Consider the following 12,155-nt stretch of genomic DNA (forward strand, 5'->3'; position numbering starts at 1 on the left):
CTTACAGGGCGATGAAGAGCAGGGCAACGCCCAGACCCAGGCGATAGATGACGAAGGGCAGCATGCCAATCCGGTTGAGCGCCGCGAGGAACAGCTTGATGCAGAGCAGCGCTGAAACGAAGGAGAGTGCGGCGCCAATCAGCATGTCTCCCCATTGAGCGCTGCTGCCGGACTCCACCAGTTCCAGCGTTTTCAGGCCGCCAGCGGCCAGGATCAGTGGAATCGACAGCAGGAAGGAGAAGCGTGCTGCCGCCTGGCGGTTGAAGCCGAGCATCAGCGCGGCGGTCAGGGTAATGCCGGAGCGGGATGTGCCGGGGATCAGTGCCAGCATCTGCGCCAGGCCGATCAGCAGGGCTTTGCGCCAGGTCATGCGGTCCAGCTCATCGCTGCGTGGACTGCGGGTGTCCGCCCACCACAGCACCAGGCCGAAGAGGATGGTGGTCACCGCGATGACCAGCATCGAGCGGGTGTATTGCTCGATATAGTCTTCGAACATCAGGCCCGCCAGTGCCGCCGGCAGTGTACCGATGATGATCGCCCAGCCCAGGCGACCCTCGGCGCTGGCCTGGCCCTGGAGTACATGGCGGAACCAGCCTCGGGTCGTGGCGTGCAGTTCGTGCCTGAAGGCCATGATGACTGCCAGGAGCGTCCCGACATGCACGGCCACATCGAAGGCCTGCCCCTGGTCAGGCCAGCCCAGCAGTTGCGAGGGCAGGATCAGGTGTGCAGAGGATGAGACCGGAAGAAACTCGGTGATGCCCTGGATGAGCGAGAGAATGACGATGTGGAACCATTCCATTTTTTGCCCTTACTGCCTGAATAGTGCGATGCCTGGAGCCATATGACTGGCTGTGACGGAATAATTCCCCGTGCAGGGTAAAAAGCACCTGGTGCTTTATTGTTCCGTAGCTCGCAGCCAGGGTTGGCATAGCCTGTGGCACGTCGAAAGGTCCGCTCAGTCCTTGCGCCGCTTGAGCTGATCAGCCAGTTGCGTGGGAATCTGGCGAATGATCAGCATGTCGCGTGTCTCGTCGTACTCGATGCGCGAACCCAGCAGGTGGGCTTCGAAGCTGATCGACAGTCCTTCGGCGCGACCGGTGAAGCGGCGGAACTGGTTGAGCGTGCGCTTATCCGGCGGGATTTCCGGCGAGAGTCCGTAATCCTTGTTGCGGATATGCTCGTAGAAGGCACGAGGGCGGTCCTCGTCGACGACCATCGACAGCTCTTCGAGCGTCATGGGCTCGCCCAGCTTGGCCTGTGTACTGGCGTAGTCCACCAGCGCGCTGGTCTTCTCGCGGGCCTGTTCTTCAGCCAGGTCCTCGCTTTCCACGAAGTCGCTGAAAGCCTTGAGCAAGGTACGGGTCTCGCTCGGCGCATCCACGCCTTCCTGGCAACCGATGAAGTCGCGGAAGTATTCCGAGACCTTCTTGCCGTTCTTGCCCTTGATGAAGGAGATGTACTGGCGGGACTGTTTGTTGTTCCGCCATTCCGAAATATTGATACGGGCGGCGAGGTGCAACTGGCCCAGGTCAAGGTGCTTGGCCGGTGCGACATCCAGGGCATCGGTCACGCTCACGCCTTCGCTGTGATGCAGCAGGGCAATGGCGAGGTAGTCGGTCATGCCTTGCTGATAATGTGCGAAAAGCACGTGGCCGCCGGTCGACAGGTTGGACTCTTCCATCAACTTGCTCAGGTGCTCGACGGCTTCGCGGCTGAACGAGGTGAAATCACGCTGCTCGTCCAGGTAGTGCTCGAGCCAGCCACTGAAAGGGTAGGCGCCCGACTCTTCGTGGAAGTAGCCCCAGGCCTTGCCTTGCTTGGCGTTGTAGCTTTCGTTGAGGTCTGCCAGGAGGTTCTCCATGGCTTGCGAGAGCCCCAGTTCGGAGTCTCTGGCATGCAGTACGGCAGGCGTGCCGTCGGGCTTCTTGTCGATCAGATGGACGATGCAGTGGCGGATAGGCATGGGTGTCTCGTACGCGATTCGGGCAGTGTGCCGGTGAGTGGTGCGCAGTCTACCTGAGAGGGATGACTGCCGGAGCAGGTTCTTGCCAGGCCAGGCGGTGAGTCCGGCAATGGGCCGGCTGACGTCTAATCGTCATGTTCGGCTGGTACATAGCTGGCGCACATCACTGATATGGAGTACTGCAATGACGACCCTGACTGAACTGGCTCAGCACATCGCCCAGCTTTATCCCCTGCGGGACAAGCGGGTTGGCAAGCGCTATCGAGTCGTCGGTGAGCTGGCCGGCATGACCGAGCTGGAGGAGTTGAGTGGCGAGCCGCGCTACATCCGTACGCTGGCGCTGCGTGACAGGCAGCACTGGGATTTCATGCAGCCGATGAGCTGAGGTGGTTTTGCCTGGGCCGGCCGAGGGTGATAATGCCCGCCATCAAGGAGCTATCGGCAGAGGCCAGGTGTGCAGACTCAAGGTTATTTCGATCTTCGCTTCGAAGCCGTCAGGGACAGGTTTGCGCAGATTTGCGAGACGAATGGGCAGGGCGGTGCAGCCCTGTGCGTGACGATTGGCGGTGAGACCGTACTCGATCTCTGGGGCGGCATGGCAGACAGCTCGCAAGAGCAGGTCTGGCAGAGCGACACACTGGTCAACCTGTTCTCCTGCACCAAGATGTTCACGGCCGTCGCAGCCTTGCAACTGGTGGGTGAAGGGCGCTTGCAACTGGATGGGCCTGTGGCGGATGTCTGGCCTGAGTTCGCCGCCAATGGCAAGGCACGGATCACGCTGCGGCAACTGCTCTGCCACACGGCCGGCTTGCCTGCCATCCGCCAGCCCCTGCCACAGGATGCCTTGTACGACTGGCGGTATATGGTCGAGGTGCTGGCTGGGCAGGCGCCCTGGTGGACGCCTGGCGCCCAGCATGGTTATGCCGCGATCACCTATGGATGGCTGCTGGGCGAGCTGATCGCACGTGCCGATGGTCGCGCCCCGGGGCAGGCCATCGTGGCGCGCACGGCGGGTACGTTGGGGCTGGACTTCCACCTCGGGCTGGACGAGCAGGAGTTTTCCCGAATCGCCTACCTGACCCGTGGCAAGAACATCCCGCTCGATGAGACCGCGCAGCGCCTGCTGCGAGCGCTGTCCGATGATCCGGCATCGCTCAGTGCGCGAGCCTTCAACAATCCTCCTTCCTTCATGAGTCGCGGCAACAGGCCCGAATGGCGACGCATGGTGCAGCCTGCCGCCAATGGCCATGGCAATGCGCGCTCGCTGGCGGGGTTCTATGCCGGGCTGTTGGACGGGACGCTACTGGCGGATGAGCTGGTGCAGGAAATGCTGCGCGAGCAGGTCCGTGGCGATGACCTGACCCTGCTGGCGCCCACCCGCTTCGGGCTGGGTTGCTGGCTCGAGCAGGCAGAGGTAGTGGGGGCGAGCTTCTGCATGGGGCCGGAGGCGTTCGGGCATCCGGGCGCCGGGGGCTGCCTCGGGTTCGCCGACCCCGAGCGTGAGTTGGCATTCGGTTTCGTGACCAACAGCCTTGGCCCTTATGTGCAGATGGATCCGCGTGCCCAGGCACTGGCCCGCACGGTCAGGGAATGCCTGGATTGAAAGAAATATCACCGCTCGTCGGTTCCAAAGCGTAATTCTTTGCAGAATAATGGCTTGCGTTCACAATTTAGAGTCAATTGACGCTTACGCCATGCCCTGTGCCTGGCGGTACTCCCGGCAGAGCGTATCCTTGGTCTGCCGATCATTTTGTAATCCATGAACGATGGCTGCGGAGCCCTGCACATGAACTGGCTGAAATCTACTTCCTTGATTCTTTGCATGGCCGTGGTCGGCTGCAGCAGTAAGGTCGAAAAAGCCCCTGAACCTGTGGCGGTCAAACCCAAGCCGGACTACGCCTGGCTCGACGCATACGAGCCGCGCCTGCGCGAGGCGCTCAAGGACAGCCGCTTCGAACTCGAGCGGCGTGAGGCGGTGCTGATCGTCACAGCCCCAGTGGACAGCTCGTTCAACCCAGACCGCCCAGGGATGCTGCTGCCAGCCATGCTGGGGCCGATCAGCCGGGTTGCCAAGATGGTGGAGTCCGACAGCAAGACGGCGGTGATCGTCCTCGGTCATGCCGACAGTTCCGGCAATGAAGACAAGAACAAGGTCATCAGTCGTGAGCGTGCCGGTGCCATTGCGGCGATCTTCCGCCTGAGCGGCTTCAAGCACGACCGCCTGCGCATTCGCGGTGTCGGCTCCGACATGCCGCGTGCGGCCAACGACAGCAAGGAAGGGCGCGCACTGAATCGCCGCGTCGAGATGCTCCTGGCACCACAGGAAACGCTCGTGGCTCTGGTCGCGCAGTACAGCACGCCCGCCGCCGCGCCTGCCGCTACTGAGGTCGCGCCGACACGCGTTGCCTCCGCCACCAGCACCAAGTGATCGCCGGGCGGCGCCAGCGCGACTGCGCGGATATGGCGCTGCCCCAGGTCAAGCTTGCGCGGTGCTGAAGGAGTAAGCTTTCGTCGACAGATCCAAGGAGCCCTGTGATGTCACGAAATCTTGCCGATATGCGCCGCGACTACACCCGCGACGGGCTCAGCGAAGCGAATGCTCCGGCTGAGCCGCTCTCGCTCTTCCAGCGCTGGTTCGATGACGCTGTAGCAACCGAACAGCTACCCGTCGAGCCGAACGCCATGACACTGGCCACCGTGGACGCCGCTGGGCGTCCGCATTGCCGTGTGTTGCTGCTCAAGGCGCTGGATGAGCGTGGCTTCACCTTCTTCAGCAATTACGAAAGCGACAAGGGCGAGCAGCTGCAGGCCGCGCCCTATGCCGCGATGACGTTCTTCTGGCCGTCGCTGGAGCGTCAGGTGCGCATCGAGGGCTCGGTCGAAAAAGTCTCGCACGAAGAGTCGGATGCCTATTTCCAGGTGCGTCCGCTGGGCAGCCGCCTGGGGGCCTGGGCATCGCCCCAGAGCCGGGCGATCAGCGGACGAGAAGAGTTGGAGCGTCTGCTGGCCGAGAGTGGTGAGCGCTTTCAGGACCAGGCGCCTCATTGCCCGCCGCACTGGGGTGGTTATCGGTTGCTGCCCGAGCGCATCGAGTTCTGGCAAGGGCGTGCCAGTCGTTTGCACGACCGCATCGATTACCGTCTTGTGGACGGCGGCTGGCGCCGCCAACGGCTGGCGCCATAACGTCACGGGGATGCGGACAGGTGCTCAGGTTCGCTCGTCGCCAGGGTAGTCCTGCACGCGTGTCTCCAGCCAACTCTGTAGCTGGGCCCGTTTTACCTTGAGTGAGCGGGCCTCTTCGAGGCGTTCGAGTATCCACGCACGTTTCTGTAGGTCGCTCCCTGCCAGCGACAGCGCAAGGTCACGGTCTGCCCAGCGCCTGAACTTGAAGAACAGCCAGGCATGGAAGAGCAGGCCGGCCAGGGTGGTCGTGACGATGATGAAATAATCCATTGCATATTTCCGTTGTGCCGATGAAATACCAGTGCCCGTGCATTATCCGCAGCGATTCGTTGTCAGAACCTCACCGATGCGGTCATTCGGTGCGGGCGTGAATGCTGAGCCAGTTGTCGGATCGTGTCACCCCTTTCCTGCGAGTGGCGGGCCGTCGTTCAGTCGTGCGAGCCATGCCCGATTTTTGTTGTCGAATAGATGTGTTCCATGAGACTTGTCAGACTTTCGTGGCGTCTTATGCTTGTGTTGACGTAGGTGCTTAATCAGGAGAGCCCACATGCGTAAATCCATTTTCGTTGCATCCTTCACTGCCCTGGCCTTGCTGGTGGGTGGCTGTACCTCCAATCTGACCGGGGACTCCTATTCGCGTGATGAGGCGCGTTCGGTACAGACCGTGCGCTACGGCACCATCGACTCGCTGCGTCCGGTCAAGATCGAGGGCACCAAGACGCCTATCGGCGCAGGCGCTGGCGCCGTGGTCGGCGGGATCGCCGGCAGTGGTGTCGGTGGTGGCCGCGGCAGCGCCGTTGCGGCGGTCATCGGTGCGCTGGCCGGTGGCATGCTCGGCTCGGCGGCCGAGGAAGGCCTGACACGTACCCAGGGTGTAGAGATCACCGTACGTGAAGACGACGGCAATACCCGCGCCTATGTCCAGGAGGTCGAGCCGAACCAAGTCTTCCGTGTTGGCCAGCGCGTGCGCATCATGAGCGTGGGAGGCACCAGCCGCGTCTCTCCCTGAGGACACTGGCGTGAGCGTGTCGCGAGGTTGACGGCGCTTCGCCCAGCCTGTTCTATCTGAAAAGGCCCGACTCATATGGTCGGGCCTTTTGTTTTTCAAAATGCATGATTTCGCGACGATGGCGCTACTCATGTGGATAATCGCCAGGACTTTTTCTTTTTTTTCAGTCTATTAGGTCTGTATGAAAACCGTTGGGCAAGGAGCGAGCGGGGCTCTGCAAGGTTCTATCAATAGGTAAGACGCAGGCCCTGCCTGTGTCGACCATTCAACAAGGGAGGTGTCGATGGCGCTTGCATTGATCATTGCTTTACCGATGCTGGGAGTCGTCCTCGCCCTGCTGCTGGGGCGCCTTGGGCGTTCGGCCTGTGCGCTGGGCGCCGCCATCGGGCCGCTGGCGGCGCTGGCGTTGCTGCTGTCGCAACGGGAAGCCGTCTTCGCCGGAACGGTCGAGGTGGTCCGCTTGCCCTGGTTGAGCGAGCTTGGGCTGGACTTGAGCCTGCGGCTGGATGGCTTGGGCTTTCTGTTCGCCCTGCTGATCCTGGGTATCGGTGTGCTGGTCATCCTCTATGCGCGCTATTACCTGTCGAAGGCAGAGCCCATGGGGCGCTTCTTCGCCTACTTCCTGCTGTTCATGGGCGCCATGCTGGGCGTGGTGCTGTCGGAAAACCTGCTGCTGATGCTGATGTTCTGGGAGCTGACCAGTCTCTCGTCCTTCCTGCTCATCGGTTTCTGGAGCCACCGCCAGGATGCCCGGCAGGGCGCTCGGATGGCGCTGGCAGTCACCGGGGGCGGGGGGCTGGCGCTGCTGGCCGGCATCCTGCTGCTGGGGCATGTGGTCGGCAGTTTCGAGCTGAGCGCGGTGATCGCCGCGGGCGATGTGATTCGCGCGCATGCGCTCTATCCGGTGATTCTGGTCCTGGTCCTGCTGGGTGCGTTCACCAAGTCGGCGCAATTTCCCTTCCATTTCTGGCTGCCCCAGGCCATGGCCGCGCCGACGCCGGTGTCGGCGTTCCTGCATTCGGCCACCATGGTCAAGGCCGGGGTGTTCCTGCTGGCCCGCCTGTACCCGGCCCTGGCGGACTCCGACCTGTGGTTCTACCTGGTCAGCCTGACGGGCCTGACGACGCTGCTGTTCGGCGCGGTGATGGCGTTGTTCCAGCATGACCTGAAAGGGTTGCTGGCCTATTCCACGATCAGCCACCTCGGGCTCATCACACTGTTGCTCGGTCTGGACTCGCCACTGGCGGCGGTCGCGGCGGTCTTCCACATCATCAATCACGCGACCTTCAAGGCGTCGCTGTTCATGGCGGCCGGCATCATCGACCACGAGACCGGCACCCGCGACATGCGCCTGCTCAACGGCCTGTGGAAATACATGCCGCACACCGCGGTGCTGGCCATGGTGGCCTGTGCGGCGATGGCCGGGGTGCCGCTGCTCAATGGCTTCCTGAGCAAGGAGATGTTCTTCGCCGAGACGCTGGAGCAGCACCTGCTCGGCAGTTTCTACTGGTCCATCCCGGTGGTGGCGACACTGGCCAGCACCTTCGCGGTGGCCTATTCGCTGCGCTTCATTCACGACGTCTTTTTCAATGGCGACCCGGTGGATTTGCCCAAGTACCCGCCCCATGAGCCGGCGCGCTACATGAAGATTCCCGTCGAGGTGCTGGTCCTGCTCTGCCTGCTGGTGGGGATGCTGCCGGCCTACACCGTGGCGCCATTGTTGGCCTCGGCCGTGGGAGCGACGCTGGATGGCGATGTGCCGACTTACAGCCTGTCGATCTGGCATGGCTTCAACCTGCCGTTGCTGATGAGCTTCATCGCCCTGGCGGGCGGCATCCTGCTCTATAGCCTGCGGCGCGTGCTCTATCGCTGGTACGAAGGCCTGCCCAGCCTGGATGCGCTGGTCGTCTTCGAGCGCTGCGTAAGGGCGTTGAGTGGGGCCAGCGAGAAGCTGACCCGGTCGCTGGAGAACGGCTCGTTGCAGCGTTACCTGATGTTGATGCTGTTCAGTGCGCTGGCACTGATGATCTATGCCTTGAGCCCGTTGCAGTCCTTCTCCGGCAGCGTGGCGATGACGCCGCTGGACGGCATCACCGCACTGGGCATGGCCGTGCTGCTGCTGAGTTCCTTGTGCACCCTGTATTTCCATCGTCGGCGGCTGGTCGCCCTGATGATGCTCAGTTGCGTCGGCCTCATGGTGGCGCTGGCCTTCGCGCGTTTCTCCGCGCCGGACCTGGCCCTGACCCAGCTCTCGGTGGAAGTGGTCACCATCATCCTGCTGATCCTGACGCTGTTCTTCATGCCGGATTACACACCGGTCGAGTCCAGCAGCCTGCGCACGGCGCGCGACCTGTTGCTGGCGAGTGGCGTCGGTACCCTGGTGGCGCTGCTGGTCTATGCGGTATTGACCCGGCCTTACGAGAGCATTGCGCCGTTCTTCCTGGAGAACAGTGTTTCCGGGGGCGGCGGGACCAATGTGGTCAACGTCATCCTGGTCGACTTCCGTGGTTTCGATACTTTGGGCGAGATCAGCGTGCTGGCGATCGCAGCGGTCGGTATCTACGGCCTGCTGCATGGCCTGCACCTGCCATTCCCGCCACGGGATGCGGGCGGGCGGCTGTGGTCGACGGACAACCACCCGATGATTCTCGACAACCTGTCGCGCATGCTGCTGCCGCTGGCGCTGATGATCTCCATCTTCATCTTCCTGCGCGGGCACAACCTGCCGGGCGGTGGTTTTATCGCCGGGCTGATCACGGCGGTGGCGCTGATCCTGCAATACATCTCCCATGGCGTGAGCTGGACGCAGGCGCGCCAGCCCTGGAGTTACCACGGCATCGCTGGCGCTGGCGTACTGATCGCCGCCCTGACCGGGCTGGGCAGCTGGGCGTTCGGTTTCCCGTTCCTGACATCGGCGTTCGATCACTTCCATATCCCCGGGATCGGCGAGATCGAGCTGGCCACGGCCATGCTGTTCGACCTTGGCGTCTACCTGGCGGTGGTCGGTGCGACGCTGCTGATCCTTTCCAACATCGGACACGTCAGCCAGGACGAGTCGAGCCGGGAGGTCCTCTGATGGAAGCATTGTTCGCAATCACCCTGGGCGTGATGACCACCTGTGGCGTCTACCTGCTGCTGAGGGCACGCATCTTCCCGGTGATCATGGGACTGACGCTGATTTCCTATGCGGTGAACCTGTTCATCTTCGCCATGGGCCGTTTGCGCACCGGCGTACCCGCGGTAATCGGCAAGAGTGTCGAATATGGCGATCCGCTGCCCCAGGCGCTGGTACTGACCGCCATCGTCATCGGTTTCGCCATGACCGCTTTCGTGGCGGTGCTGTCGCTGCGAGGGCTTAGCGAGTTGCGCACCGACCATGTGGATGGACAGGAGAAGCACGAATGAACCATGTGTTGATCCTGCCCATCCTGGTGCCCTTGCTGGCCGGTAGCCTGCTGCTGATCGGCCACCGCCTGGGCAAGCCGGCCAAACGCCTGCTGTCGATCGTGGCCACCCTGGCCCTGTTGCCCGTGGCGTTCCATCTGGTGCAACTGGCTGGCGACGACCAGTTGCGCCTCTATGCGCTGGGCAACTGGCAGGCGCCGTTCGGCATCATTCTGCTGCTGGACCGGCTGAGCGCCATCCTGTTGTTGCTGACGGCGGTGCTGGCGCTGTTCGTGGTGATCTACGCCAGCCGGGGCGATGACCTGCGCGGGCAGAATTTCCATGCCTTGCTGCAGTTTCAACTGGTGGGTATCAATGGCGCCTTCCTGACGGGGGACCTGTTCAACCTGTTCGTGTTCTTCGAGATCCTGCTGATTTCCTCCTATGCCTTGCTGCTGCACGGGCAGGGTCCGGACAGGACGCGCGCGGGTTTGCACTATGTGGTGCTGAACCTGCTGGGTTCGTCCTTTTTCCTGATCGGCGTCAGCCTGCTCTACGGCCTGACGGGCACCCTGAACATGGCCGACCTGGCTGCGCGGGTGGGGCAGGCCAGTGCCGACCAGGCGCCGCTGCTGGCGGCGGGCGGCTTCCTGCTGCTGATCGTGTTCGCCCTGAAGGCGGCGATCATGCCGCTCTACCTCTGGTTGCCGAAGACCTATGCCGCGGCCACTGCGCCGGTTGCGGCGTTGTTCGCGATCATGACCAAGGTTGGTTTCTACGCCATTCTGCGTGTGCACACGCTGATCTTTGGCGAGGAGGCCGGGTTGGTCGCCAATCTTGCCCATGACTTGCTGTGGTGGCTCGCCTTGCTGACGCTGGCGGCTGGTGTGGCGGGCGTACTGGCGGCGCGCAGTCTTGGCCAGATGGCGTCCTATCTGGTGGTGGTGTCGGTCGGCACGCTGCTGGCGGGCTTCGCCCTGGGCAGCCAGGAGGCGCTGACGGCGTCGTTGTATTACCTGCTGCACAGCACCTTGATTGCCGCTGCGTTGTTCCTGCTGATCGACCTTATCGCACGTCAGCGCGGGGCTTTCCATGGCGTACTGATGCCTTCGGCGGCCGTACGCCAGCCGTTGTTGTTGGGCACTTTGTTCTTTCTCGCGGCGATCTCGGTCATTGGCCTGCCTCCTTTTTCCGGCTTCATCGGCAAGGTGATGCTGTTGCGTGCCGCCGGCACCGGTGCTTCCGGTCTGATGCTGTGGGCTGTCGTACTGATCGGTGGGCTGGGCATGCTGGTCGCCTTGAGTCGCGCGGGCAGCCTGGTGTTCTGGCGTTCGTTCGGCAAGCCGCTGGCGACCACCGAGGCCGCTGATGGCTGGCGCCTGCTGGCGACCCTGGGTTTGTTGCTGGGCAGCGTAGTATTGCTGGTATTGGCCCAGCCGTTGATTACCTACCTGCAGGCGGCTGCGGCGCAGTTGCTCGACCCTGTGCGCTACATCGAGCTGGTGATGGGAGGTGCCCAATGATGCGCAAATGGCTTCCACACCCCTGGTTGACCGTACTGCTGGCCGTGGTCTGGCTGCTGCTGGTCAACCATCCCGGCCTGGGCGACCTGCTGCTGGGGCTGCTCCTCGGCTGGCTGGTGCCGTTGTTGACGCGCAATTTCCTACTCGATGTGCCGCCTGTGCGCAAGCCGGTCAAGCTCTGCCTGTTCGTGTTGATGGTGTTCTACGACATCGTGGTGGCGAACCTGCATATGGCGCGTCTGGTACTGGGGCCCAGGAAAAATCTGAACCCCGCATTCGTGGCTGTGCCGATGGCGCTGGAGGATGGTTTTCTACTGTCGGTACTGGCCAGCATTATTTCACTGACACCAGGCACCGTATCTGCCGGGCTCAGTCCCGATCACCGCACGTTGTTGCTGCACGGCCTGGACGTGAAGGACGCTGATGTTCTGGTCGCCGAGGTCAAGCAGCGCTACGAGGCGCCCCTGCTGGAGATATTCGAATGCTCGACTACGTGATTGCCGTGTCGTTCTGCCTGCTGGCGCTGGCGGTGATACTCAACCTGGCGCGGCTGATCATCGGGCCGGGCATGCCGGATCGGGTGCTGGCGCTGGACACCCTGTATATCAACGGTCTGGCGCTGATCATCGTGTTCGGCATCTGGCTGGCCAGCGACCTGTTCTTCGAGGCGGCCCTGCTGATCGCGGTGATGGGCTTCGTCAGTACCGTGGCGGTGGGCAAGCACCTGCTGCATGGCGAAATCATCGACTAGGAGACGAACCTATGCCTTTCTGGATCGAACTGCTGGTATGTGCCTTTCTGCTGCTCGGCAGCCTGTTCGCGCTGGTCGGTGCGATTGGCCTGTTCCGCCTGCCGGATTTCTACATGCGCCTGCACGGGCCGACCAAGGCCACCACCCTCGGCGTAGGCAGCATCATCCTGGCTTCTATCGTTTTCTTCGGTAATCAGGGGGAGGGGCTCAGTCTGCATGAGCTGCTGATCACGCTGTTCCTGTTCATCACCGCCCCGGTCAGTGCCCACATGCTGGCCAAGGCCGCCATGCAGCAGAAGCTGCCGGTGGATGAGAAGACCACCGGCAAGCCCTGGGAGTGAC

General features: G+C 62.6%; 14 protein-coding genes. 11 read left to right on the forward strand and 3 right to left on the reverse strand.

From position 1 onward, the window contains the following. Position 1: 1 nt before the first annotated feature. Both HW090_RS16980 and yejK read right to left on the reverse strand, forming a co-directional pair. Positions 2–799, reverse strand: a complete 798-nt coding sequence (locus HW090_RS16980; RefSeq protein ID WP_179114632.1) for an undecaprenyl-diphosphate phosphatase — start codon at positions 797–799, stop codon at positions 2–4. A gap of 156 nt (positions 800–955) precedes the next feature. Next, complete coding sequence (gene yejK, locus HW090_RS16985; protein WP_179114633.1) at positions 956–1,963, reverse strand: nucleoid-associated protein YejK; 1,008 nt, start codon at positions 1,961–1,963, stop codon at positions 956–958. Between the two features lie 184 nt (positions 1,964–2,147). On the opposite strand from yejK, the gene HW090_RS16990 reads away from it, so the two are divergent. The 4 genes from HW090_RS16990 (at position 2,148) to pdxH (ending at position 5,146) form a co-directional block, all read left to right on the forward strand. Beyond that, positions 2,148–2,348 carry a hypothetical protein gene (locus tag HW090_RS16990; protein ID WP_179114634.1) on the forward strand — a complete coding sequence of 67 codons (201 nt, stop codon included), beginning with the start codon at positions 2,148–2,150 and terminating at the stop codon, positions 2,346–2,348. A gap of 69 nt (positions 2,349–2,417) precedes the next feature. Beyond that, positions 2,418–3,566 (forward strand): serine hydrolase domain-containing protein, encoded by a 1,149-nt coding sequence (locus tag HW090_RS16995; protein WP_179114635.1) that lies wholly within the window; start codon positions 2,418–2,420, stop codon positions 3,564–3,566. 183 nt (positions 3,567–3,749) lie between these two features. Beyond that, positions 3,750–4,391, forward strand: coding sequence for an OmpA family protein (locus HW090_RS17000; RefSeq protein ID WP_179114636.1), 642 nt, complete (start codon positions 3,750–3,752; stop codon positions 4,389–4,391). 107 nt (positions 4,392–4,498) lie between these two features. Then, positions 4,499–5,146 (forward strand): pyridoxamine 5'-phosphate oxidase, encoded by a 648-nt coding sequence (pdxH, locus tag HW090_RS17005; RefSeq protein WP_179114637.1) that lies wholly within the window; start codon positions 4,499–4,501, stop codon positions 5,144–5,146. 24 nt (positions 5,147–5,170) lie between these two features. Here the strand turns inward: pdxH and HW090_RS17010 are convergent, their stop codons facing one another. Then, entirely contained in the window at positions 5,171–5,416 is a 246-nt protein-coding gene (locus tag HW090_RS17010) for a hypothetical protein (RefSeq protein WP_179114638.1), read from the reverse strand. 277 nt (positions 5,417–5,693) lie between these two features. On the opposite strand from HW090_RS17010, the gene HW090_RS17015 reads away from it, so the two are divergent. The 7 genes from HW090_RS17015 (at position 5,694) to HW090_RS17045 (ending at position 12,154) form a co-directional block, all read left to right on the forward strand. Further along, positions 5,694–6,155, forward strand: coding sequence for a glycine zipper domain-containing protein (locus HW090_RS17015; protein WP_179114639.1), 462 nt, complete (start codon positions 5,694–5,696; stop codon positions 6,153–6,155). Positions 6,156–6,438: 283 nt separating this feature from the next. After that, complete coding sequence (locus HW090_RS17020) at positions 6,439–9,231, forward strand: monovalent cation/H+ antiporter subunit A (RefSeq protein WP_179114640.1); 2,793 nt, start codon at positions 6,439–6,441, stop codon at positions 9,229–9,231. After that, positions 9,231–9,560 carry a Na+/H+ antiporter subunit C gene (locus HW090_RS17025; protein WP_179114641.1) on the forward strand — a complete coding sequence of 110 codons (330 nt, stop codon included), beginning with the start codon at positions 9,231–9,233 and terminating at the stop codon, positions 9,558–9,560. Before HW090_RS17020 ends, HW090_RS17025 begins: the two co-directional genes overlap by 1 nt. Beyond that, positions 9,557–11,062, forward strand: a complete 1,506-nt coding sequence (locus HW090_RS17030) for a monovalent cation/H+ antiporter subunit D (protein ID WP_179114642.1) — start codon at positions 9,557–9,559, stop codon at positions 11,060–11,062. The genes HW090_RS17025 and HW090_RS17030 overlap by 4 nt, the downstream gene beginning before the upstream one ends. After that, the gene (locus HW090_RS17035; RefSeq protein ID WP_179114643.1) at positions 11,059–11,559 is read left to right on the forward strand and encodes a Na+/H+ antiporter subunit E; all 501 of its coding nucleotides are present in this window, start codon (positions 11,059–11,061) and stop codon (positions 11,557–11,559) included. Before HW090_RS17030 ends, HW090_RS17035 begins: the two co-directional genes overlap by 4 nt. Further along, positions 11,544–11,813, forward strand: a complete 270-nt coding sequence (locus HW090_RS17040) for a K+/H+ antiporter subunit F (RefSeq protein WP_179114644.1) — start codon at positions 11,544–11,546, stop codon at positions 11,811–11,813. The genes HW090_RS17035 and HW090_RS17040 overlap by 16 nt, the downstream gene beginning before the upstream one ends. Before the next feature lie 11 nt (positions 11,814–11,824). Next, positions 11,825–12,154, forward strand: a complete 330-nt coding sequence (locus HW090_RS17045) for a Na+/H+ antiporter subunit G (protein WP_179114645.1) — start codon at positions 11,825–11,827, stop codon at positions 12,152–12,154. Position 12,155 lies beyond the last annotated feature (1 nt).

The organism is Pseudomonas sp. ABC1 (assembly GCF_013395055.1).
Classification (GTDB): Bacteria; Pseudomonadota; Gammaproteobacteria; order Pseudomonadales; family Pseudomonadaceae; genus Stutzerimonas.